This is a genomic window from Nocardia noduli, assembly GCF_019038455.1.
Taxonomy (GTDB): Bacteria; Actinomycetota; Actinomycetes; order Mycobacteriales; family Mycobacteriaceae; genus Nocardia; species Nocardia noduli.
Genome location: NZ_JAFMPL010000053.1, coordinates 1 through 22,512, shown reverse-complemented (window position 1 = coordinate 22,512; position 22,512 = coordinate 1). Strand labels below are relative to the sequence as shown.

The following is a 22,512-nucleotide window of genomic DNA, read 5'->3' as shown; positions in this document are numbered from 1 at the left end:
CGCGTGCGCCGGGGATGTCTGACAGAATCGCACAGCGACAAGGGGGTGGAGCCATGCCGACGGCTACCGAGAACACCGGTCGGATGCGGGAACGCGGGGTGCCGACACGGGAACAGGATCAGCTCGACCGGCTGCTGGCCGATCTACGCGGGGCGGCGGGCGCCGACACACAGATCGGCTATCACGCCAGCGTGGCCGTCAACGCGTGGCGCAGACCGCCGCGCATCCTGGTCACCGGGCGCGCGCACGTCGGCCGGACGACGGTGCTGCACGCGTTGGCGCTGATGTCGGCCGCGGAGACGGGGCCGGTGGACGAGCCGGACGCGCTCGATCCCGAACTCGACGCCGATATCGTCGTCTACGTGCTGTCCGGCGCGCCGCTGCCCGCCGACCGCAGGGTGCTCGCGAGCCTTCCGCCCGAACGCACGGTCGTCGTGCTCAACAAGGCCGACGCGATCGGCTCGCGCTGGGCCGACGCCGTGGCCGCCGCCGATCAGTACACCAGGGAACTCGGTGTGCTCACGCTGCCCGTCGTCGCCTCGCTCGCCCAGCGCACCCGCGCGGGCGCGCTGACCGACGACGATATGGAGACCCTGCGCAGACTGGCCGCCACCGCCGACCCAGCGCTGACGCTCTCACCCGATCTGTTCGTCTCCCCGGCGGCGGGCCCCGACGTCGCCGAACGCGAGGCCCTGCTGCGCCGATGGGACCTCTACGGCGTCTCCTGCGCGTTGAGCGCCCTGCGCGCCGATCCCGATCTCGCGCCGCACGCCGTGCTCCAACTACTGCACGCCGCGAGCGGTATCGATCCGCTGCACGGACTGCTGCACCGCCGCTACGAGCAGGTCTCGGCGCTGCGCGGCGGCACCCTGCTCGACGATCTGGCCCGGCTCGCGGCACGGTCGCTGCCCGGCGTCGCGGGTCACGCGCGCGACGTCATCGAGGACTACCTCTACGGCGACGACGCCATGTGGCTCGGGCTGTGCGCCGGACTCGCTGACCCCGCTGTCGCGCACCTGGCCGCGGGCTACCGAACCCCCGCGCCCGCCGACGCCGACGACGCGCTTCAGCGCGCCGCGCGGTGGCGGGCCGTCGTATCCGGCGATATGCCCCCCACCGCCCGACGTGCCGCGCTGCGCGTGCACAACGGCTATATCCGACTGTGGGAGCGAATGAGCAGTGCCGGACTCTGATCCACCCGCACGGGATCCCGCCGCGCCCGATGCGGCAGGCGGGGCACCGAGCCCCGACGCTGCCGCCGATTCGGCAACTCCGCAGTACTCGGCGGACCCGGGAAGCCCAGCCGCGCAGGTCGGTGCGGTGACTCGGGCGGACCCGCCGGCGTCGGCGACCGCGGCGGACTCGCCGACCGGCACGGCAGCCGCGGAAACCTCCGTCGCGCCGACCCGAGCGGATTCGGAACTGCCCCCGGATGTGCTGGCGGTCGTCGCGCGGTGGAATCCGCAGGGTGCGGCCCTGCTGAAGGCGGCGCGCGGTGCGGGTGCGGGGTCGGCGGTGGCGCTGATCGGTCCCGACGACGCGAACACCACCCTGTTGCGCACCGAACTCGCGCGATTCGAGCCGAGGATCGATCTCACCGAACCGATGGGTGAGGTGGGGTCCTCGGTCGAATCGACACTGCCCGGCGCGACACCGGCGGCGGTCGCGCTGGTCCTGCTCGACGCGGGCAGTGTCGTGGGCGCGGACAGTCTCGGTCTGATTCGGCGGTTGCGCGCCGATGACACCAGGATCCTGCTCGCGATGAACGGCATCCACGCCTACGGGGACTGGCGGTCGGTCCGCGACCGCGATCTCGAACTGCTGGCGGCGCAGGACCTGGCGGATCTCGACATCATTCCCGTGTCGGCGCGGCTCGCGGCGGCCGCGCGGGCGGGCGGTGACGCGGCGCTGATGGACCGGTCGGGACTCGGCGCACTGCACACGGAACTGACCGAAGCGTCCGCGTCCGCGCCCGGCGACGGCAGACTGGCCGCGCTCGACGAGCGGGTGCTCGCGGAGACCAGGGTGCGGGTGGAAGCCCAGCTGGAAACCCTGCGTTCCGGGGGCGAACCCACCCGGTGGCGGGCCGAGCGGGCGACGCTGATCGCGAGCCGCGACAGCGGACGCGCCACGGCGATGTCGACATTGCGCGGGCAGTTGCATCTGGCCCGCGTCGATCTGATGACGGAGGTCGGTGGCCAGGTCAGGGCACTGCACGTGGCCGCGCGAGCCGAACTCGACCGCCAGCGCCAAGCCGATCTCGCGCACTACCCCGACCGGTTGCAGCAGGTGGTCACCGAGTTGACCGGTGTCATCGATTTCGGCATCGATCGCAGGCTCGCCGAACTCGCCGCCAAGGTGGACGCGGAAGGCGTGTCCTCCGGGAACACGCCGTCGGGGAACGCTGCGCCGCCACACCGGAGGCGCGATGCCGCGCCCCGGGTCGGACCCGATCCCGAGCCGAGACATCGGGGTGTCGAAGATCACCTCATGATCGCTCTCGGTGCGTCCGCCGGGGTCGGTCTCGGCAGGCTGCTCGTCTCGCCGCTGGCTCTGGTTTCCGCGCTGGACGTCGCCAGCATCCCGGTCACGCTGGCGCTGGGAGCGCTCGTTGCCTGGTGGGTGGTACGGACTCGCAGGCAGGTCGCCGATCGGGCGCATGTGCGTCAGTGGGTCGCCGACGCGCTCGTGAACGTCAAGGCTGCGCTGGAACAGCGGGTGGCGACGGCTCTGGTCGAGGCCGAGACCGAGTTGGCCGACCGGGTGGTGCGCGCGAGCGCGGCCCGCATCATCGACACCGATCGGCGTGTCGCGGAATTGGAGACGCGGATCCGGCGAGCAGCGGCCGAGCAACCCGCCCAGCTAGCGGCCTGCGAACGTGATATCGCGACCCTGGATCGGCGGATCCGACTGTTGGATTGGTAACTAATCGGGTATTTCACCTGTACCCGATTCCGTACCGGTCGTCATATCGCGTTAACCTTTAAGGCAGGAACCTGGGCGTCCGCTTCGTCCTTGTACGCCGTCCAGCCGGGGCGAGCTTTCGACTGGTCGTAGCGGGTGCCTTCCCGCCAACGGTGGCGCTTGGTGTGTTCGCGCTGGTCATGGGCCTTGGGCCAGGCGGCGAAGCATCGTAGAGCCCGCCCATCTCAGGAGAGTTTTCATGACCTCAGCGACCATTCCTGGTCTTCGTGGATCCGACGGCACAGCGCCGACCGAGCACAGCGAACTACTCGCCTGGGTACAGGAAGTCGCAGAACTCACTCAGCCTGAGCGAGTCGTGTGGGCGGACGGTTCCGACGCGGAATGGGAGCGGCTTACAGACCAGTTGGTCGAGGCGGGCACCTTCAAGCGTCTCGATCCGAAGAAGAAGCCGAACTCCTTCCTAGCCTTATCCGATCCGTCGGACGTGGCGCGCGTCGAGTCGCGCACCTACATCTGTTCCAAGTCCGAGGCGGACGCGGGCCCGACCAACAACTGGGTCGACCCGGCCGAGATGCGCGCCACCATGACCGAGCTGTACCGCGGCTCGATGAAGGGCCGCACCCTCTACGTGGTGCCCTTCTGCATGGGTCCGCTGGGCGCCGAGGATCCGAAACTGGGCGTCGAGATCACCGACTCGGAATACGTCGTGGTGTCGATGCGCGTGATGACCCGCATGGGCACCGCCGCGCTGGAGAAGCTGGGCACCGACCGCCCCTTCGTGAAGGCGCTGCATTCGGTCGGCGCGCCGCTGGCCGAGGGCGAGGCCGACGTGCCGTGGCCCTGCAACGACTCCAAGTACATCACCCACTTCCCCGAGGACCGCGAGATCTGGTCCTACGGTTCGGGCTACGGCGGTAACGCGCTGCTCGGCAAGAAGTGCTACTCGCTGCGCATCGCCTCGGCGATGGCCCACGACGAGGGCTGGCTGGCCGAGCACATGCTGATCCTCAAACTGATCTCCCCCGAGAACAAGGCCTACTACATCGCCGCCGCGTTCCCGAGCGCCTGCGGTAAGACCAACCTCGCGATGATCCAGCCGACCGTTCCCGGCTGGCGCGCCGAAACCCTCGGCGACGACATCGCCTGGATGCGTTTCGGCAAGGACGGCAGGCTGTACGCGGTCAACCCGGAATACGGTTTCTTCGGCGTCGCGCCCGGCACCAACAACAGCTCCAACCCGAACGCCATGGCGACCATGGACGCGGGCAACACCGTCTACACCAACGTCGCGCTGACCGATAACAACGACGTGTGGTGGGAGGGTCTGGAAGGCGAGCCCGATCACCTGACCGACTGGAAGGGCAACGACTGGTACCTGCGGGAGACCGAGACGCTGGCCGCCCACCCGAACTCGCGCTACTGCACCCCGATGTCGCAGTGCCCGATCCTGGCCCCCGAGTGGGACGACCCGCAGGGTGTGCCGATCTCGGCGATCCTGTTCGGCGGTCGCCGCAAGACCACCGTCCCGCTGGTGACGGAATCCTTCGACTGGCAGCACGGCGTGTTCATGGGCGCGACGCTGTCCTCGGAGCAGACCGCCGCCGCCGAGGGCAAGGTCGGCACCGTGCGTCGCGACCCGATGGCGATGATCCCGTTCATGGGCTACCACGTCGGTGACTACCTGAACCACTGGATCAATATCGGCAAGAACGCCGACGCGAACAAGCTGCCGAAGATCTTCTACGTCAACTGGTTCCGTCGCGGCGACGACGGCCGTTTCCTGTGGCCCGGATTCGGCGAGAACTCCCGCGTGCTGGAGTGGATCGTCGGCCGGATCGAAGGCAACGCCGAGGCCGTGTCGACAGCGATCGGTCACGTGCCCACCGCGTCGCAGATGGATCTCGACGGCCTCGACGTCGAAGCGAACGATGTCGACGAGGCACTCGCGGTCGATGTCGACGAGTGGCGCAAGGAGATTCCACTCATCGAGGAGTGGTTCGAATTCGTCGGCGACAAACTGCCTTCGGGCGTTCGTGACGAATTCGAGGCGCTCAAGCAGCGGCTCGCCTGATCCACGGCTCTCCCGACCGCCCCGCACCCTTATTCGGTGCGGGGCGGTCGGCGTCTCATTCGGTGAAGGGCGCGAACCGGATCATCTGGTTGAACCCGGCTGTGACGAGCAGTTTCGATCGGCCTTCCGGCACGGCTTTCGCCTCGGCGTCGAACGCGGCGACCAGGTGACGTTTGAGTTCGCGGCGCGGGTGACGGGTCAGCAGGTCCGCGATCCACTCGCGGTCGAATTCGCCGATGCGGGCGCCGATCACGTCCACCGACGCGCCCGCGGAGACGAAACCACCGGGGTCGCTCAGGTCGGCGGCGACGCCGGGGGTGATGTGGGAGGCGATGGCGGCGCCGATCGCCTCGGCCCGGTCCGGTGCGGTTCCTTCGCGTAGCGCGAATTCGACCGCGGCCTCCGCGCCGGTCACCGCGAAACAGCGCCCCGGCGTCGGCTGTTCCAAGCGCAGATCGTGCAGCAGGCACGCGACGTAGACCAGTTCGTCGTCGAAACGCGCGCCGTCGAGATCGGCGAGTACCCGGCCGAAGAAATAGGTCCGGTACGAATGTTCGAGCATGTGCGCCGAGAGCGATTCGCGCGCTTGCTGTTCCGCTGCCACGGCCAGCCCGGAATCCGGGACCCGCAATCCTTCGAATTCCAGCCGTCCGCTGCCGCGCCCGCCCAGCGCGCTCGCCGCCTTGGCCGCGAGTAGTCCCGGCACGGCGCGGGCCAGCGCGGCGGCCAGCTGTCTGCGTTGCGCGCCCGACAGCGCGCCCCCGGTCCGAGTCGCCCATTCCCAATCGAGTTCCACTGGGGCTCCCACGCTGTTCTCCTCTGTTCGGCGTACCGATTCGAGTGAAACCCGCGCGCTCGTCCGGGGCGAGTGGCGTGAACGCCAGTAATACTCGGATTCTCGCCAGAGAGTGCGCGATGCTCCGCGAACCTACCTCGGACACGAACGAGCCCCGACCGGACAACCGGATCGGGGCTCGTTCGGTATCGCGGGGAGTATCAGTCGATGGTGCAGCCGGAGATGGGCTTGTCGCCCAGGCGATCCAGCAGGTAGGTGACCGCGTTGTCCGGGCCGAAGCCGTCGATCAACTCCGGTCCGAAATGGCCGGGCAGCGTGGTGCCGGGCAGGATCGGCGGCAGGTCGTTGGTGCGGAAGGTGACCGTCGCGCCCTGCGCGCACCAGTCCTCGGCCAGCTGACGCGCCTGGCCGTAGGGGACGGTGTCGTCGTTGAGGCCGCTGGTGATCAGCACCGGTGTGGCGGGAGCCGAATTGCCCAGGCGCATCTCGGCCAGGGCGGGGATCGCTTCGGGGATCTCGGCCAGATGCTCGCTGAGCGATCTGCCGTCGACGGTCAGCGTATTGGTCCGCAGGAAGGGCTGATTGAAGATGACGTCGCCGACGCATTCGTTGCTCAGCGTCGCCAGCATCGCGCGCCCCGCAGGGGTGGTCACCCGGTCGACGGCTTTGTTCAGCTCCGGGTAGCGCGCCAGCAGGCCGTTGATAGCGAATCCGATGGCGCCGCCGATCAGCGCGCCGTCGATGCGGGCGAGGATCGCGGCCAGATCGGCGGTCGGGCCGCCCGCCCAGGTGCCCTTGAGATTCAGTTCCGGCGCGTAGTCCGGCTGCATTTCCGCCGCGGCGCCGGTCGCGCCGCCGCCCTGGGAGTACCCCCAGAACACCACGGGGGTCTCGGGTCCGACACCGGCCACATTGTTGGCCGCGCGAGCGCCGTCGAGGATGGCGTGCGCGCCCTCGATCCGATTGGCGAAAGTATGGATGCCGGGGGTTCCGAGACCGATGTAGTCGGTGACGAGGACGCGAGCGCCGAGGGCGCTCCATACTGCCGAAGACGGCAGTTCCTGATTCGCCGAGACCGAGAACGCGGGCGAGAAATTGAACGACAGCGCGGTCGAGAACGCCACCGACATGGCGCACTGATCGCCCTGACCGGCGGTGCCGGGGCCGATCACCACGGTCGGGCGTTCACCAGGGCCCTGCCACGGGCCGGTGGCCTCGATGTAGGTGCCGGTCACCGCGACCGGGGAGCCGTCCTGCAACTGGGTGGTGTACATGACGTGCTGCGCGGAACCCGGCCAGCCGTTGATGGTGGGCGGGGCGACGAACAGCGGCATCGGCTGGGTTCTGATGATCGAGCCCGGCTCGGTCGGAATCTGCGCGGGTGGAATGTAGAAGGAGCTCACCGGCGGCGCGGCCTGCGCGGCTCCGGTATCGATCCCCGCTCCCGCGACTGCGGTGGCACAGGCCACGGCCGCCGCCGCGAGTATCCGTCCGGTCCGGGGTAGTGAACCCGACCGTGTGCGCCGCCCAAATCTCTTCTGCATCGATATCTCTCCATATGCACCACTCGGGCACCGTCGCCCGAATGTCTCCCGAACCACATATAGCTGTATGACATGACGCTCGTCACACCTGCGATCTACTAGAGGGTAACATAGGTCGCAGAGTCTGCGGGCGGGTGCCATCACTATGGATCGGGCCGTGAAAGTTGTTGTGCACAGGGAATATTCAGCACAAGAGGTGCGGAGGGCTCGATCGCCGTTGCCCGCTCGCGAGTATTCGCGATGACGGGCTGGATTCGCACGCGGAGAGGGAAAACCCTCGCCGAGTAACGATGTTACTTGATTCGGCGGCAAATGGGCGAAAAAGACGGTAACCGGCCATCGGGCAGCCGATTCGGCGCGAATCCGGGCAACCGACGGATTCGTGCCACACTCGTTCTGTGAAACGGGTGGTGGCGTTGGCGCTGGACGGCATCATGACCTACGACCTGGCCTGTGTGGTCCAGGCGTTTCGGCACGGACCGGGGAGAACCGGCGAGCCGGTGGGATTCGACATGATCACCTGCGGGATTCGGCCGGGGCCGGTGTGGACGCCGAACGGTTTCGACCTGCGGGTCGAGCACGGGCTGGAGGCGCTGGAATCGGCCGATATCGTCGTCGTGCCAGGGATCGGGCTACCGACGCTGCCGACCCCGCCGGAGGTACTCGACGCGCTGCGGGCGGCGTCCGGGCGCGGGGCGACGGTGATGAGCGTCTGCGTCGGCGCTTTCGTACTGGCCAGGGCCGGATTGCTGGACGGTCGACCAGCGACAACCCACTGGGCCTACTGTGACGAATTCGCCGCCCTCTTCCCCGCGGTGAAACTGGATCCGGGCGCGCTGTACATCGATGACGGGGATGTACTCACCTCGGCGGGACTGTCGGCGGCGCTCGATCTGTGCCTGCACGTGGTGCGACGCGAACTGGGCGTCGGCGTGGCGGCGGAACTCGCCCGATGGAATGTCACCTCCCCGCATCGCGAGGGCGGTCAGGCGCAGTACATACCGGATGCACTGGGCGACAACAATTTTCCCGGAGCACTCGCCGCAGCATTGGCTCGGGCGGCCGCGGATCCCGCTGCGGTGAGCGATGTTTCGGCGCTGGCCGGTATGGCATCGATGAGCGAACGCACACTGATCCGTCGTTTCAAGGCCGAGATGGGCACCACGCCTCGGCGCTGGCTGGAGGCGCAGCGGACCGCGCGGGCGCGAGAGTTGTTGGAAACCACCGAACTTCCGGTCGAGGTGGTCGCGGCGCAGGCGGGGTTCGGCAGCGTCACGGCCTTGCGATCGCATCTGCGCGCCGCGACCGGAACGACGCCCGCCGGATATCGGCGTTCGCTGCGCCGCTAGTTCAGTCCGTCCCGATCGGTGTCACGGCCCGATCCGCGGTGCCGCCTCGCGCGGGTTTCGGCCGAAGCCGCGCGAAGACGGACAGAGCGGTCCACTAAGCTGGTGCCGCGTTCAACGCTTCACGATCGTCCAGGCATGTTGCACCGGCTGAACTGCTCTGCTCTCCCTATTCGCACAGCGGCGGATCGACACGTGAGAGGTGGTCGAGGCATGACCGATCTTGGATTCGGCACCGTGGGGGCACCGCTACTGACCGGGCCGGAGTCGACGGCGAGTACGCCGCTCGCCCGGGCCGCGGGTCGGTTGCAGGCGGTGTTGCCGCCTGGCTGGCGAGTCGAGATCGCCGTCGCGCCCGACGAGCCAGGTGGACGTCCACGGCCGCTGTTGCGGGTGGTCATGCCGCAGGATTGACCGAGATCGGGGCGAGGATCGCGGTGGACCCTCACCCCCGATCCGGTGCTATCCGGTCCAGCCGAGCGGCATCAGCAGCGATTTCTGCTCGCAGTACGCGTCGAGACCTTCCGGGCCGTTCTCCCGTCCGAGTCCGGAGTTCTTGTAGCCGCCGAAGGGCGCCGTCGGGTCGAAGGCGTACCAGTTGATCGCGTAGGTGCCGGTACGGACCCTGGACGCGATCTCGGCGCCGTGTTCGATATCGGTCGTCCAGACCGAGCCCGCGAGTCCGTAGACCGAATCGTTGGCGATGGCGACGGCCTCGTCCTCGGTCTCGTAGGGGATCACCGACAGCACCGGGCCGAAGATCTCCTCCTGCGCGATGGTCGACTTGTTGTCGACGTCGGCGAAGATCGTCGGTTCGACGAACCAGCCGCGGTCGAGCCCCTCGGGCCGCCCGCCGCCGAGTACCAGCCGCGCGCCCTCGGCCTTGCCGGTGGCGATATAGCCCTCGACGCGTTCGCGCTGACGTTCGGAGATCAGCGGGCCGAGCTGGACGGACGGATCGTCCGGAAGTCCGACCTTCATCGTCTTCACATGTTCGACCAGCGCGTCGAGGATCTCGTCATAGCGCCCACGTGGGGCGAGGATGCGGGTCTGTGCGACGCAACCCTGCCCGCTGTTCATCAGACCGGAGAACGCGAGGACGGGAATGCTCGCCGCCAGATCCATATCCGGCAACAGGATCGCCGCCGATTTGCCGCCCAGTTCCAGGGAGACGCTCTTGAGCTGTTCGGTGGCGATCGCGCCGATCCGGCGTCCGACCGCCGTGCTCCCGGTGAAGGTCACCTTGTCGACGCCCGGATGCGAGATCAGGTATTCGGAGGCCTCGGCTTCGGCGGGCAGTACCGACAGCACGCCTTCCGGCAGGCCCGCCTCGGTGAAGATGTCGGCGACGATATTCGCGGTGATCGGGGTCAGCGGAGCGGGTTTGAGCACCACCGTGCAACCGGCGAGCAGGGCGGGGGCGAGTTTGTTGCAGGCCAGGAACAGCGGCACATTCCACGCCGTCACCGCCGCGACGACGCCGCGCGGTTCCCGGGTGACCCGCGAGGTGCCGAAGGAGCCGGTGCGAGTCTCCTTCCACGGGAAGGTCTTCGCGAGTTCGGCGAAGGCGTCGATGGTGGCCGTCGCCGGGATCTGGTTCAGCGTCATGCTGAACATCTGCGGCGCGCCCACTTCCGCGGTGAGCGCGGCGAGCAGTTCGGCCGAACGCTGCTCGAGCAGTCGGGCGGCGCGGGTGAGGACGGCGGCGCGCTCCAGCGGCGGGGTCGACGGCCAAGGCCCGTGGTCGAAGGCGTGACGCGCGGCGGCGACCGCGGCGTCGACATCGGCACGGACGACCACCGGGACGCTGCCGACCGGTTCGACCGTGGCGGGGGAGATGACCTGGAGGCGCTCGGACGAGGCAGGTTCGGTCCATCGGCCGCCGATGAACAAGCTGTCGTAGTGCATGAGAACACGTTACAGTTTTGCGGTCCCGTTGTCTGTAACCTGTTCCAGTTCTGATCACCGCCGAACTCCTGACCTGGCCGAATCCCAACCTGTCGGTTCGCTTTTCCGCAAACGCACTATTGCGTTCCGGAGGTTGACAGTGGATGCTGTAGCTACCGATCAGCTGCTTGACTGAAGTACGACTGTTCCGGAGTTCGACCAGTTCGAATTCGGCCTTCGTGACGTTCGTTTGCTGTGAAGTTCGGTTGTTCGATCCGTTCTGCATTGATCTGATACCGCAGGGGTGAACGAGTCATGGCGGTGCACGTGATCGGTCGGTCGCTGATGACCAGTGATCAGACCGAGCATCAGGCGAAGAGTGTCGGCAGCGGCGGGTGGGTCGTGTCGTTCCTACCGGGGCGGACGCTGACGATCGAGCAGGCGACAGCCGCGATGCAGGCCGCGGAAGCGGTCGCGGTCGTGGGTGTGCTCGCCGATCAGGTCGGGCTGACCACCTTGGAAACCGTCGGTCTGGCCATGCAGGAATCTTCCTGGTACGAACCGGTTCCCGGTGCGTGCGGGCCGCGCGGCTGGCGTCGCGGCTGGCTGGAGAAATAGGGAGCCGGGAAACCTCGAGCCGCTATTTGGTCGCGACCACGACCAGATTGCTGACCAGCAGTTCCCTGATCGCGGGCACGCGCACCAGCCACCAGGCCCATTTCGGGTGGTAGCGCGGGAAGATGGTCCGCACATTCGCGGGAGTCGTTGCCGCCCAACGCAGTCCGTCGGCGGCACGGACCGCGAACAGTGACTGCCCGAATCGGTTCTTGGGTTCCCTGCCGTTCTTGCGCCGGTAGCGCCGCGCCGCGTATTCGCCGCCGAGGTAATGCCACGGACCGGTCTCGTGCCCGCCGAACGGGCCGTGCCACACCGTGTACGAGAGCACGACCACGCCGCCGGGCCTGGTCACCCGCACCATCTCGTCGGCCATGAGCCACGGATCCGAGACATGTTCGGCGACATTGGAAGAGAAGCAGATGTCGACGGCGTCGTCGCGGAACGGCAGCGCCATACCGGATCCGCGGACCGCGCCCGCCGCGGGCAGACCGGCCGCGTGCAGTTCCGAGGGGTCGGGCTCGACGGGGATGTATCGCGCGCCGACGCGGGCGAACTCGTCGGCGAAGTAGCCGGGGCCGCCGCCGACGTCGAGCACGGTCGCGCCGTCGAGGTCGCGGCCGGTGAGATCGAGGTAGAAATCGCCGAGCATGGCCGCGCTGTCGGCCGCGATACCGCCGTAGAAGGTGGCGGGATCGGTCTGCTCGAAACGGAAGCTGCCGAGTAGTCGCAAGGACCGGCGCAGAGTCGCCCGGTGTGCGAACCGGGCTTCCGCGCGGTGCACCCGGGGCGCGAGCGGGCGGTCGGCCGTCTCGGTGGTGGGCGGCAATGTCTTGGCACTTGGCACGGCGGAGAGTTTTCCACAGGCGGCCCGCGGTGGTGCCGCCCGCGTCGGACTAACCGACCGGACTCCGGACCGGCCCGGCTCCGTACCCGCCGGGCCGGTGGGAGTCCGGCGCGCTAGCCGATGCCGCTGCTCGCGCCGCTGCCGGTGGACAGCGACGAGGTGATCAGCGCCAGCAGTACGGCGAGCGCGCCGCCCAGGTCGCCGGTCGCGCCGCCGCCGGTGCCGCCGCCGGTCCGAGTCCTCGGTGTCGCCTTCATGTATTTCTCCTCATCGTTCTGGTTGATCGAGTGGCGGCAGGCTATCCAAAGTGGACTGTGAAATGTGGGCGTTTCAACATTTTCGTCAGATCGTTGCCGGTGAAGCGCTTGCCGCGGGGACGCGCGCGCTATGGTGTACCCCGGTATCCACGTCCCCGGCCGGGGCCCGACGAGGCGAGAGAGCTCCACTGTGCGCGAAGTCCTGCTGCTCTGCTGGCGTGACACCGGGCACCCGCAGGGCGGCGGCAGCGAACGCTACCTGGAGCAGGTCGGCGCGCAGCTGGCCGCACGCGGGGTCAAGGTCACGTTGCGAACCGCCCGCTACCGCGGCGCGGCGCGGCGGGAACACGTCGACGGCATCTACATCAGCCGCGGCGGCGGGCGATACACCGTGTACCCGCGCGCCCTCGCCGCCATCGCGCTCGGCAGGCTCGGATTCGGATCGCTGCGCGGCGTGCGTCCCGACGCCGTCATCGACACCCAGAACGGCATCCCCTTCTTCGCGGGCGTCGCCTGTGACGCGCCGTCTGTGGTGCTGGTGCACCACGGGCATCGCGAACAGTGGCCGGTCGCGGGCAAGCTGGTCGGCCGCATCGGCTGGTGGATCGAATCGGTGCTCTCCCCGCGTGTGCACCGCGACAACCAGTACCTGACCGTCTCGCTGCCCTCGGCCGAAGAACTCGCGACCCTCGGCGTCGACCGTTCCCGCATCGCCGTGGTGCGCAACGGCGCGGAACCGGTCCCCGCCGACATCCCCACCGGAGCCGCGCAGACCCGCACCGACGGACCGCGGATCGTGGTGCTCTCCCGGCTGGTGCCGCACAAGCAGATCGAGGACGCGCTCGCCGCGGTCGCTCGGCTGCGGGCGCGGATTCCCGGTCTGCGACTCGACGTCATCGGCGGCGGCTGGTGGGCCGACAACCTGCGCGAATACGCCGGGAACCTCGACATCGCCGACGCGGTCACCTTCCACGGCCACGTCGATGAACACCGCAAACACGAACTGCTCTCCCGCGCCTGGGTGCACGTGCTGCCCTCCCGCAAAGAGGGTTGGGGCCTCGCGGTCATCGAGGCGGCCCAGCACGGTGTGCCGACCATCGGATACCGCAGCTCCCGTGGCCTCACCGATTCCATCGTCGACGGCGTCACCGGCATGCTGGTCGACGACGTCGACCACCTCACCGAATCCGTCGGCGAACTGCTCGACGACCACGCCGCCCGCTCGGTCATGGGAGAGAAGGCCCGCGCCCGCGCCCGCGAATTCTCCTGGGAGCAAACCGGAAACGGAGTGTACGAGGTACTCGCCGCCATCGCGCGCGGTGCGCACACGAGCGGACTGGTAGCCGCGCCGGACGTCAACGCCTGATCGGCTGTCCGTGGCCGCCCGGAAGCGGCGACGGGCGTTCGCCGGTCGGCCGTGTCGGAAGGTTGACGCTGGATACGCTTTTCGCGCCGGATCGGCTGCCGCGTTCGCGATTCAGCGCCGGATCGGGCGGTAGATCGCCGCGATCAGTAGTCCGCCGATCAGGAGTGTCGCCCACAGTAGGTGTGCCGTGATCGCGATGATTCGGTGCGCGCCAGGGGTTTCGGTGGCTCGGGCCACGTCACCGGGAACCCGGTAGAGCGCGAAATTCTGGTCCTCGTAACGCTTTTCGAGCTGGGGCAGGGTTTTCGCGGAATCGCCGAGCGGGCCGGGTGTCGACCGTTCCACCAGGACCCATCCGACTCCGAGGTCGGCCAATCGTTGTGCCGAATCACCGTGCAGTAGAGCGTTTTCCGCATCGACGGCGCGGGTGCCCTCGCCCGAGACGGTCAGGCCGCGTACCGGAAGTCTGCCGGTCTGGAGGACATCGTTGGGCAGCATGCGCGGTGCGGGATCGAGAACGGCGACCTTTCCGCTGTAGGGGAAACGTCGGAACATCCCCCCGGGCAGCACGGCGACGTCGCCCGTGGCATCGATCTTCTCGGCGACGCGCTGCCACCCGAGCGGGTAGTGCACCGGGCGTACGGAACCGCCGACGCCGAAGGCGAGGTCGAGCAGCGGGGCGACGAGCAGGGCGACGAACAAGACCGCGACCGGTATCGCCGCCGAACCGCCCCTCGATACCGACTGGTGCTCAACGGCATTCGTGGAGCGCGCCGCGATCCGCGCGGCGAGGGCTCGGCATCCGGCAGCCGCGCACAGTGCGAAGGCGGGCACGGCGAGCGCGACGTATTTCTGGGTGTCGCGAAGCAGACCGGCACCTGGGATCTCGACGACCAGCCACCGCATGACTTCCATCCCCCACCCGGTGCTCGCCAGCGCGGGAACGACGACGGCGGCGACGGCGAGGGCGAACAGTGTGCGGCGCACGCGAAGACCGGCGCGATCTTCGGGAACGGCGGTGAGCACGGCTCGAATTCCGCTCGCCACCACCGCCAGTAGCAGAATCGTCGCTACCAGGGCAATCGGCGTGGTGCGCGAGTCCGGTACCGCGTCGGCGTTCCAGATACCGCCGAGGCCCGCGAGGCTGCCCAGTGTGCCGAGACCGGGTTCGGCCCGCGCGGCGAACGCGGCGACCCCCGTGGGGTCGGAGGGTTCCGCCCCCGCCCCCGACAGCGCCGTCGCCGCAAGCCACGGGGCGGACGCGGCCACCAGCAGGGCCAGCGTGCCCGGCAGATTGCGTCGCCCGACCGTCGACAGCGCGACGCACCCCGCGAGCAGCGAGCCGGTCGGCGTGAGTCCGGCCGCCGCGAGACATCCGGCGAGCGCACCCCACGCGGCGACCGTGGTGGACTGCTGCCCTGTCGAAATCGCGCGGCGCCATCGCGGACCGCGACCCGTTGACCTCGTATGTCGCTCTCGCCGACCGTGCCGTGTTGATGGCGCGGTCGGCGATCGCCGGCTGTCGTCCGTGGAGGTCGTCCGCGCGTCCGCTTCCACAGCCACGGGATTCGGGGAGGGACGAGGTCCGGCGTCGGCCCCGGCGGACCGGAGGTGATAGGCCGCGAGTGCGGTCCACGGGAGTGCGGCGTATCCGGCGAGCAGGCTCCAATGTCCTTGCAGCAGCCGCTCGGCCACGAACGGGTTCCACAGGGTGAGTGTCGTCGCCACCAACTGCGGGCCGAGCGACACTGCGAGCAGTGCGCGGGCCAGCACGGCGGCACCGTATCCGGCGGCCCACAGCGCGACGATCAGAATCGCCTTGACCAGCAGCCCGCCGTCCACGATCGGTGACAGCGCGGCGAGCAGCGCGTCCTGCGGGACGGCTCGGGGAGCGGCATCACCGAGTCCGAGCGCGGAATCGGTGAGATAGGACCGGGGTGTGCTCACCGCGTCGCGTAGCAGCAGATAGCCGGAACCGAGCAGCGGTCCCGTGATGAGCGCCGTCAGCACGGCGCTGTACCCGGCCGGAATCAGCCCGGCCCACCGTGTACTCCGACCGCTCTCGCCCACGCCCCAGAACCCTACGGACCGTCGCATCCGTTCCGCACCGCCCACCCGGTGGTGCGCGCCCGAACCGCTCCCCGAAGTAGGTGGCGCTTCCTCGAGCGGTTGTGGACCGACGCGAGCACCCGACAAGCCGAGGGTGTGGCTCCCGGAGCAGCGTGAGGGTGCGCCGGGACACCTCAGCCGAGCACGCGCGCCCGAAGGTCAGCCGTCCATTCGACGTATTCGATCTCGTTCCCGTCGGGGTGGCGGGCGTAGAGGAATCGGCCGGTCGCGGACGACAGCGGCCCGCCGATCACGACGCCTCCGGTCGCGGCGAGGAAATCCGGCACCGCGTCGAGATCGTCGACGACCACGGGTCCGAGGGTCGCGCGGTAGCGGTCGGTGGCTTCGGGCGGACCGGCGATGAGCAGGAAGTCGCCGACCGCGGCGAGTTCGGCCTCCTCGAAGGCGAATCGGAGGTCGGCGGGCGCGCCGACGAGTTTCTCGTAGGTCGGCAGGGTCGTGTCGAGGTCGCGGACGAACAATCTCGCGTAGGTCTTGAGAATCTGCACCGCCCGGACGCTACGGTTCGGGCCTAACCTCGGTAAGTACGCACTTTCAGGTGAGAGGTGGTCGATGACCGACAGCGCGGCCGAGCGGGAACTGGCGAGCGCCGTGGCCCGCCGGGTCTTCGCGACCCTGTCGACCAAATGGGCGCTGCCGGTCATCGAGGCCATAGGTTCCGGACAGCCGCGCTTCGCCGAGATCCACCGCGCGGTCGACGGGATCAGCTACAAGATGCTGACCGCCACCCTGCGCGCACTCGAAGCCGACGGCATCGTCGCCCGACACGACTACCGCACCCCCGGTCCACGCGTCGAATACACCCTGACCAACGCCGGAGCGGATCTCCTGCGCACCGTCCACGGATTGTGCGCGTGGTCGCGCGCGCATCTGGCGGAGTTGGTCGGGCAGATCGCTACGGCGCCGTCGCCGGTGCCGCCGAGTCTGGGTCGACGGGAGCATGACGGGTTGGTCGAGCGCCCGGACGTATCGCCGTCATCCCGACGCTGAGTAGCGGTCGCCGCCGAAAACCCGCGGATCCGACCATCGCCGCGTGCGGTACGGAGCCGTCTACCGCTCACACCGCGTGGCTGTACGGTCCGGCCGGTATCGGCGGACATGTCGCGTCGAATCCGGCGGCACGCCGATGTGGGTCTGTGCGGGGCCGGATCGGGGAGGTGGGACGATGGGGTGTGCTCGCGGTCCGTCGTCTCCCTGTGGTCGCGGATTTGACGTTGGTGACAGCCGGTGCGATGACCGCCAATGTGGCCGGTTACCTGCTGCAACTGCTGGCCGGGCGTTGGCTCGGGGTGACCGGATACAGCGAATTCGCCAGTCTGCTCGCGGTGCAGTTGCTGTGCGCGGTGCCCGCGCTCGCGTTGCAGAACGTCGTCGCGCGGGAGTCCGTGCGCGGGGCGGGGATCGCGCGGTTGCGCGCGCTCCAGTGGCGGTGCGCGGTGATCGTCGCCCTGGTCGCCGCGGCGTTGATTCCCGCGGTGACGTTCGCGCTCGACGTGGGGGTCGCGGCCTGCGCGGCGGCGCTGGGAGCGGCGCCCGCGCTGGTGCTGCTGTCGGGTGAACAGGGGATTCTGCAAGGGGCCAACCGTTTCCGCGGTCTGGCCGTCGTGCTCGGCGTCGCCGGGATCGCCAGGGTGACGCCCGCGCTTGTGGTACTCGCGGTCGGCGGCGGTGCGGCGGCGGCCCTGTGCGCGGCGGCGGGAGGATTGGTCGCCGCGGCGATATTCGCCCGCTACGTCGCCGGTTCGGCGCAGACGGCCGAGGCCGGAACCGGCGAGCACATCGTCGGCGTGCTCCCGGTATTGCGGGCCGCGCAGGTGCAGGCCGCGTTGATGGCGCTGTCCTCGGCGGATCTGATCGTGGTGCGCATCGTGCTCGACGAGGTCGACGCGAGCCGCTACGCCCTCGGCACCATCGCGACGAAGATCGCGTTCTGGCTACCGCAGGCGGTCGGTGTGGTGCTGTATCCGAGGATGGCCGCGCCGACGCATTCGGCCCGCGCGATCAGGGACGCGCTGGGCGTGCTGTCCGCGATCGGCGTGGTCGCGGTCGCCTGCGCCGCGCTCGCCGCTCCGGTGGCGCCCCTGTTCGCGGGCGAGGACTACGCGCCGATCCAGGGCCTGCTGTGGTTGTTCGCGCTGCACGGCGCGATCCTCGCGGTGTTGCAGGGCGCGGTCCTGTCGGCGATCGCGGTCGACCGAACGGCCCTCGCCGCCGTCACCTGGATCGGTCTGGCCGTCGAGGTCACGCTGATGGTGTCGTTCGCCCGCACGGTGCCCGCGCTGATCGCCACGGCGGTGTCGGTGGCGGCGGTCACCACGGCGGTCGTCGCGGTGATCGTCCTGCGTACCGCAGAGCGTCCGGTAGCCGCGGCGGCGCAACGGATCTGAGGCGGTCGGGTCGTCTGCTGGCGTCGAATTCGGCGGAGCGGAATTTCAAGATCATCGAGTCGGCGACAATGTGGCATACCGCGGAACCGAACGCGGTGCTCGACACCGTATACCGGTGCGCGGACATCGGCCGTACGCCGAGTCCCGGTGCGCTGTCGATGAATTGAATGCTTTGGATATCCGAGGTTTGCCCCACGCGTGAATTCCGGTACCGGGACGGTTCCTTCGGTGGCACTCCGTCTCGGTCGGACAATTCCCGCACCGCTATTCCACCCGGTGCACAAACGAATTCGGCCCCCCGGCGAGGAGGCCGGGGGGCCGAATTCGAAGGTTGCTCGGAGTGAGCGGCTGGATCAGAGATTCTTGCGGATATCGATCTGCTCGGTCGGAGCGTCATCGCCGCCGCGCGGACGACCCGTGGTCGGCGCCGGGCCGGTCGCGGCGGGTCCGCTCGGCCGTCCGTACGGGCCCGCGGAGCGCCCGGCCGGAGCCGAGGTGGAACCGCCGGTGAGGCCGAGGACGATGCCGCCGATGATCGCGAGCACGCCGAGGATGCCGAAGATGATCGGCATGGTGCGGCCGAACAGCGACAGCTTGTCGATGTTCTCCTCGGCCACCGAGATCTGCGATTCGATGGTGTTCTCGTCGAAGACCAGGTTCGACTTCAGCGCGGTGACATCCGGCTTGTTGGCGTTCTGGGCGTAGTAGAGGTGGATCTGCTCGCCGCCCTTGATCACGGTGCCGGTGTCCGGCTCCACCCACACGTCGCGGACGTTGGTGTAGTACCGGGTCATGGTGACGGGAGCGTCGCCCTCCATGCCCCACTTCGCGGCGGGCAGCGTCAGCTTGTTGGTCGGGGTCTGCACGACATCCCACATGCTGGTGGCGGGGATGGTCTGCTGGAAGTGGTAGACCTTCATGCTGTTGATCTCGGTCTCTTCGACGAAGTTGATGTCGAAGGTCGCGCGGGCGTTGATGTCGAAGTACGGGTAGGTCTTCTTCTCGGTGCCGATCGGGAAGCGGTACTGGAGACCGGTGTGCTGGACCGGGTCGGCGATGCTCTCGCCTTCCTTGTTGGTCGTGACCGCGATGGAGCCGTTGGGCTCCTTGTCGACCGGCATGCCGTCGACGCGGTCGATGGTGACCCGGTCGACGGTCGCGGTGAGCAGGCCGGTGTCGCCCTGCTTGTCGATGCGGCGCAGGGTCTGGCCGGCCTGGATGGTCATCTCGTCGGCGTCGGACGGATCCTCGACCGTGAGGAAGCGCTGCGAGACGATCGGCACGTTGGTGTCGACCTTGGCCGCGCCTTCGGGAGCGGTGAGCGACTTCGAGTCGAGCACCAGACTGTCTTGACCCGGCTGATTGACCGCGACCGTGGTGATCTCGAGGTCGAGAGGAGTCTTCGACAGTTTGCCGACGGTATAGGTCGGGATCAGCAACGCCATCACGACGAGCAACGCGCCCAGGCCCACGAGTAGGCAGGCCACCGTCCTTCTGGTACCGGCACTCAGTGCCATGCAAACTCTCCTCGTCTAGAACACAGGCGGATCCGGCAAAGTGCCGCGTAGCCCGCAGGTGTTATACCTCTGCGGGCGCACCACAGCACTCGTGAGCCCCGACACTAACAGTCCGATGTCGTACTATGCGGTGCCGAGGCCGAATCCGCCAAGAAATCGTCCGAGTTTAGCGTGAAATGTGAAACGTATTGTTCTCAATCCGGAAAACCGGTGAGAGAAGACCGGAGGACGATGACCGCGACCATCCCCGTGCCGTCGGAGACCACCGACGTGGCGCCGCCGCGCTCGCGCGGTTTCGTGCCCGCGCTGGAAGGTATGCGCGCGATGGCCGCGCTCGGGGTGATCGTCACCCACGTCGCCTTCCAGACCGGTGCGTCCTCGGTGTCGTTCGGCCGGATCCTGGAACGTTTCGACATGGCGGTCGCGGTGTTCTTCGCGCTGTCGGGATTCCTGCTGTGGCGACCGCACGCGAGTGCCGCGCGCGGATTCGGGCCGAAACCGTCCACCCTCCGCTACCTGCTCCACCGTGGCGCGCGCATCCTGCCCGCGTACTGGGCGGTGGTCGTCGCGGTCCTGATCCTGTTGCCCAACGCGGCCCACACGGCGGGGATTCGCGTGTGGCTGTCCAATCTCGCGCTGCTCCAGGTCTTCGTGCCGCTCACCCTGACCGACGGACTCACCCAGATGTGGAGTCTCTCGGTGGAGGTGGCCTTCTATCTCGTGCTGCCGCTGCTCGCCTTCGCCCTCGTCCGCTTGCGCGGTGACGCGGCGCGGTACCGGGTACCCGTCATCGCGGGTTTCGGGTTGCTGTTCCTCGGCTGGAATTTCCTGCCCGTCCCCACCCAGGACGCGATCCACGCCGACAACTGGCTGCCCGCCTACCTGCCGTGGTTCGCGGTGGGCATGCTGCTCGCCGAACTCGTCGACGATCCTGCCGCACTGTCGAAGTGGCGTCGTTTCCTGGGAAACCAGCGGATCATGTGGTCCATCGCTTTGGTCGCGCTGATCTTCTCCGCGACCGATCTCGGCGGTCCCGCCGGACTCACCCACGCCGCACCCTGGCAGTACGTGGCGAAGATGGTACTCGGCACCTTCATCGGATTCGGACTGATCGCCCCGCTGGTTCTCGGCGACGGCAGACACCGCTGGCTGCAATCGCGTACGGCGGCGACCCTGGGCCGATGGTCCTACGGAATCTTCCTCTGGCACCTGGCCGTGCTGTCGATCATCTTCCCGGTCTTCGGCATCCTGCCGTTCCAGCGCAACTTCGTCTTCGTCCTGCTGCTGACCGTCGCCCTCACGCTCCCGCTGGCCGCCGCCAGTTTCGCCCTCATCGAGGATCCGGCCCGCCGCCTGGCGCACCGGTTCGACGAGGCGAAACTGGCAGGGGAGAAGAACGCGACGTAGTGGCGCGGCGCTACAGCTGACGTCTGATATCTCCGAGGTGGTGCCGCAATTCGTGCAGGGTATGCACGGCGACCCAGCGCAATGTGCGCTCGGTGGGTTCGGGATATCCGTAGACGAGTCGTCGTTCCCAATCGTCGTCGGACAACCGGTCGAGCGCGTGGGCGAACAGCGAAGCCGCGTCCCACAACTGACGGCTGACATCTTCGGGTTGTTCGTCGGCGTATCCGGCGTGTTCGACCCGTTCGTCGCGGCCCATCGGTTCGGTGACCGGAATCTCGACCCGTCGCGCGGTGAGCACGCGCTCCCGTTGGACGAGCAGGACATCGCGGACGTGGCAGGAGTATTCGAGCGGTGACCACACCGTCGGCGCGGTCCGCCGCCGCAGTCGCGCCGGGTCGGAGATCAGGATTCGGGCGTAGTCGTCGGCGTAGTCTCGCGCCCGCGCCGACACCTCGGTCGCGACGGTGAGGTCGTAGGCGAAGTCGCATTCCACGCAGGTCTGCACGAAAACCACTCTAGCCATCTCGTGAGTTGTCGTCGTCGGAATTCTCGGGTTCGGCGCTGCCCCGTCGGGCGCGGGCACGCGGGAGTGCGGCGACGCCGACCGCGATCACCGCGACCAGCGCGGGCAACTGCACCCAGACCGAACCGCCCACGTATCCGCCCGGTGAGCGCCACGGACCGGTGGACAGTGCCGCCAGCGACAACGCGGCTCCCACCCCGGCGACGAGCACGAGGTGATTCGCGGTGACGCGGGCGTAGAAGCGGGCCACCGCCACACCGGCGACGGTGAGCGCGGCACCGACCGGACCGGCGATGATCGTCGCGGCGGCGGTCACCCCGACGATGCCGACGGTGCGCGTTCCCCAGGTGCGCGGCACCGCGATCGCCTCGACGACAGGTGAACGCCGACGCGGTATCGCCAGCGCGATCAGGGGAATCAAGAGCAACAGGCCGCCGAAGATCCCGAGCCGATACCAGCGGTCCGCGGGGAAGGAGACAGTGATCGGTTCGTCGCTCGCCGACCAGTCGTCAGGCAGCAGCCACCCCTGCTGCCAGCCGTCGATCACCACCGGTGCGAGTTCGGTGCCGTCGCCGGTGCGGGCCTGCCAGCCGACATTGGTGCTGAGCGGCAGGACGAGCAGTCGCTGCCCGTTCGAGGCGGGGGCCGGTCGGGTGTCGGTGCGCGTCAGCCGCAGCCGATCGACGAAGAACAGTTCGGTCGGCCCGACACTGACGTCGACGCGGCCCGATCCGGCCACGAGCGTCGGTGGGCTGTCCGCGGACGCGGGTTCGTCGCCGTCGCAGGCCTGCGCGGAAACGGGTGCGCTGGAACGTAACTCGTCGGCGGTCGCGGTGACGCTGGTCCGCACGGCGATTCCGTCGACGCTCACCGTCGGGCCGAGCGCGCACGGGA

Annotated in this window: 19 protein-coding genes and 1 pseudogene; 10 read left to right on the top strand and 10 right to left on the bottom strand. The window is 68.7% G+C overall.

The annotated features are described in order from the left end of the window. Window positions 1-53: 53 nt before the first annotated feature. From JZ792_RS24625 to JZ792_RS24615, 3 genes are all read left to right on the top strand, one after another. Window positions 54-1,193 carry a hypothetical protein gene (locus JZ792_RS24625; RefSeq protein WP_216913831.1) on the top strand — a complete coding sequence of 380 codons (1,140 nt, stop codon included), beginning with the start codon at window positions 54-56 and terminating at the stop codon, window positions 1,191-1,193. 127 nt (window positions 1,194-1,320) lie between these two features. Further along, window positions 1,321-2,925, top strand: a complete 1,605-nt coding sequence (locus JZ792_RS24620) for a hypothetical protein (RefSeq protein ID WP_308165437.1) — start codon at window positions 1,321-1,323, stop codon at window positions 2,923-2,925. A 238-nt stretch (window positions 2,926-3,163) separates the two neighbouring features. Next, complete coding sequence (locus JZ792_RS24615) at window positions 3,164-4,996, top strand: phosphoenolpyruvate carboxykinase (GTP) (RefSeq protein WP_216913829.1); 1,833 nt, start codon at window positions 3,164-3,166, stop codon at window positions 4,994-4,996. Between the two features lie 55 nt (window positions 4,997-5,051). Here JZ792_RS24615 and JZ792_RS24610 read toward each other — a convergent pair whose 3' ends face one another. After that, on the bottom strand, window positions 5,052-5,804 hold the full coding sequence (locus JZ792_RS24610) for an HD domain-containing protein (protein WP_216913827.1): 753 nt from the start codon (window positions 5,802-5,804) through the stop codon (window positions 5,052-5,054). Window positions 5,805-5,992: 188 nt separating this feature from the next. Then, window positions 5,993-7,336, bottom strand: a complete 1,344-nt coding sequence (locus JZ792_RS24605; protein WP_216913825.1) for a lipase family protein — start codon at window positions 7,334-7,336, stop codon at window positions 5,993-5,995. 398 nt (window positions 7,337-7,734) lie between these two features. On the opposite strand from JZ792_RS24605, the gene JZ792_RS43030 reads away from it, so the two are divergent. Together JZ792_RS43030 and JZ792_RS24595 are read left to right on the top strand one after the other, a co-directional pair. Continuing rightward, window positions 7,735-8,685 carry a GlxA family transcriptional regulator gene (locus JZ792_RS43030; RefSeq protein ID WP_216913823.1) on the top strand — a complete coding sequence of 317 codons (951 nt, stop codon included), beginning with the start codon at window positions 7,735-7,737 and terminating at the stop codon, window positions 8,683-8,685. A 210-nt stretch (window positions 8,686-8,895) separates the two neighbouring features. Further along, window positions 8,896-9,096, top strand: a complete 201-nt coding sequence (locus tag JZ792_RS24595; RefSeq protein ID WP_216913821.1) for a hypothetical protein — start codon at window positions 8,896-8,898, stop codon at window positions 9,094-9,096. A 48-nt stretch (window positions 9,097-9,144) separates the two neighbouring features. Here JZ792_RS24595 and JZ792_RS24590 read toward each other — a convergent pair whose 3' ends face one another. Then, on the bottom strand, window positions 9,145-10,590 hold the full coding sequence (locus tag JZ792_RS24590) for an aldehyde dehydrogenase (protein WP_216913819.1): 1,446 nt from the start codon (window positions 10,588-10,590) through the stop codon (window positions 9,145-9,147). Between the two features lie 294 nt (window positions 10,591-10,884). Here JZ792_RS24590 and JZ792_RS24585 point away from each other — a divergent pair, with 294 nt between their 5' ends. Next, window positions 10,885-11,187, top strand: a complete 303-nt coding sequence (locus JZ792_RS24585) for a hypothetical protein (RefSeq protein ID WP_216913817.1) — start codon at window positions 10,885-10,887, stop codon at window positions 11,185-11,187. A gap of 22 nt (window positions 11,188-11,209) precedes the next feature. Here JZ792_RS24585 and JZ792_RS24580 read toward each other — a convergent pair whose 3' ends face one another. Both JZ792_RS24580 and JZ792_RS24575 read right to left on the bottom strand, forming a co-directional pair. After that, complete coding sequence (locus JZ792_RS24580; RefSeq protein ID WP_308165438.1) at window positions 11,210-11,968, bottom strand: class I SAM-dependent methyltransferase; 759 nt, start codon at window positions 11,966-11,968, stop codon at window positions 11,210-11,212. Window positions 11,969-12,144: 176 nt separating this feature from the next. After that, on the bottom strand, window positions 12,145-12,288 hold the full coding sequence (locus JZ792_RS24575; RefSeq protein WP_157978252.1) for a hypothetical protein: 144 nt from the start codon (window positions 12,286-12,288) through the stop codon (window positions 12,145-12,147). 190 nt (window positions 12,289-12,478) lie between these two features. Here JZ792_RS24575 and JZ792_RS24570 point away from each other — a divergent pair, with 190 nt between their 5' ends. Then, complete coding sequence (locus tag JZ792_RS24570; RefSeq protein WP_216913813.1) at window positions 12,479-13,654, top strand: glycosyltransferase family 4 protein; 1,176 nt, start codon at window positions 12,479-12,481, stop codon at window positions 13,652-13,654. 111 nt (window positions 13,655-13,765) lie between these two features. On the opposite strand, the gene JZ792_RS24565 is transcribed toward JZ792_RS24570, so the two are convergent. Further along, on the bottom strand, window positions 13,766-15,724 hold the full coding sequence (locus tag JZ792_RS24565) for an MmpA family trehalose lipid delivery protein (RefSeq protein WP_308165436.1): 1,959 nt from the start codon (window positions 15,722-15,724) through the stop codon (window positions 13,766-13,768). A gap of 173 nt (window positions 15,725-15,897) precedes the next feature. Next, window positions 15,898-16,272 (bottom strand): VOC family protein, encoded by a 375-nt coding sequence (locus JZ792_RS24560; protein WP_216913811.1) that lies wholly within the window; start codon window positions 16,270-16,272, stop codon window positions 15,898-15,900. 64 nt (window positions 16,273-16,336) lie between these two features. Here JZ792_RS24560 and JZ792_RS24555 point away from each other — a divergent pair, with 64 nt between their 5' ends. Beyond that, entirely contained in the window at window positions 16,337-16,774 is a 438-nt protein-coding gene (locus JZ792_RS24555; RefSeq protein WP_216913808.1) for a winged helix-turn-helix transcriptional regulator, read from the top strand. A 242-nt stretch (window positions 16,775-17,016) separates the two neighbouring features. Further along, window positions 17,017-18,171 (top strand): polysaccharide biosynthesis protein, encoded by a 1,155-nt coding sequence (locus JZ792_RS24550; RefSeq protein WP_254190290.1) that lies wholly within the window; start codon window positions 17,017-17,019, stop codon window positions 18,169-18,171. Between the two features lie 353 nt (window positions 18,172-18,524). On the opposite strand, the gene pgfA is transcribed toward JZ792_RS24550, so the two are convergent. Beyond that, a complete protein-coding gene (pgfA, locus tag JZ792_RS24545) occupies window positions 18,525-19,688 on the bottom strand; it encodes a cell envelope lipid trafficking protein PgfA (protein ID WP_216913806.1) in 1,164 nt (387 codons plus the stop codon). 231 nt (window positions 19,689-19,919) lie between these two features. Between pgfA and JZ792_RS24540 the strand changes: the two genes are divergently transcribed. Next, window positions 19,920-21,095 carry an acyltransferase family protein gene (locus tag JZ792_RS24540; RefSeq protein WP_216913804.1) on the top strand — a complete coding sequence of 392 codons (1,176 nt, stop codon included), beginning with the start codon at window positions 19,920-19,922 and terminating at the stop codon, window positions 21,093-21,095. Between the two features lie 10 nt (window positions 21,096-21,105). Here JZ792_RS24540 and JZ792_RS24535 read toward each other — a convergent pair whose 3' ends face one another. Then, window positions 21,106-21,609: a DinB family protein gene (locus tag JZ792_RS24535; RefSeq protein WP_438804375.1), complete on the bottom strand. Its 504-nt coding sequence runs from the start codon at window positions 21,607-21,609 to the stop codon at window positions 21,106-21,108. A 1-nt stretch (window position 21,610) separates the two neighbouring features. After that, a pseudogene (locus JZ792_RS24530) lies at window positions 21,611-22,512 on the bottom strand (hypothetical protein); the annotation flags it as partial.

What these genes read in the sequence shown, in the direction of transcription:
- JZ792_RS24625 (WP_216913831.1), top strand. Translation starts at nt 54, where the DNA reads ATGCCGACGGCTACCGAGAACACCGGTCGGATGCGGGAACGCGGGGTG.
- JZ792_RS24615 (WP_216913829.1), top strand. Translation starts at nt 3,164, where the DNA reads ATGACCTCAGCGACCATTCCTGGTCTTCGTGGATCCGACGGCACAGCG.
- JZ792_RS24605 (WP_216913825.1), bottom strand. Translation starts at nt 7,336, where the DNA reads ATGCAGAAGAGATTTGGGCGGCGCACACGGTCGGGTTCACTACCCCGG.
- JZ792_RS24595 (WP_216913821.1), top strand. Translation starts at nt 8,896, where the DNA reads ATGACCGATCTTGGATTCGGCACCGTGGGGGCACCGCTACTGACCGGG.
- JZ792_RS24590 (WP_216913819.1), bottom strand. Translation starts at nt 10,590, where the DNA reads ATGCACTACGACAGCTTGTTCATCGGCGGCCGATGGACCGAACCTGCC.
- JZ792_RS24585 (WP_216913817.1), top strand. Translation starts at nt 10,885, where the DNA reads ATGGCGGTGCACGTGATCGGTCGGTCGCTGATGACCAGTGATCAGACC.
- JZ792_RS24575 (WP_157978252.1), bottom strand. Translation starts at nt 12,288, where the DNA reads ATGAAGGCGACACCGAGGACTCGGACCGGCGGCGGCACCGGCGGCGGC.
- JZ792_RS24555 (WP_216913808.1), top strand. Translation starts at nt 16,337, where the DNA reads ATGACCGACAGCGCGGCCGAGCGGGAACTGGCGAGCGCCGTGGCCCGC.
- JZ792_RS24550 (WP_254190290.1), top strand. Translation starts at nt 17,017, where the DNA reads ATGACCGCCAATGTGGCCGGTTACCTGCTGCAACTGCTGGCCGGGCGT.
- pgfA (WP_216913806.1), bottom strand. Translation starts at nt 19,688, where the DNA reads ATGGCACTGAGTGCCGGTACCAGAAGGACGGTGGCCTGCCTACTCGTG.
- JZ792_RS24540 (WP_216913804.1), top strand. Translation starts at nt 19,920, where the DNA reads ATGACCGCGACCATCCCCGTGCCGTCGGAGACCACCGACGTGGCGCCG.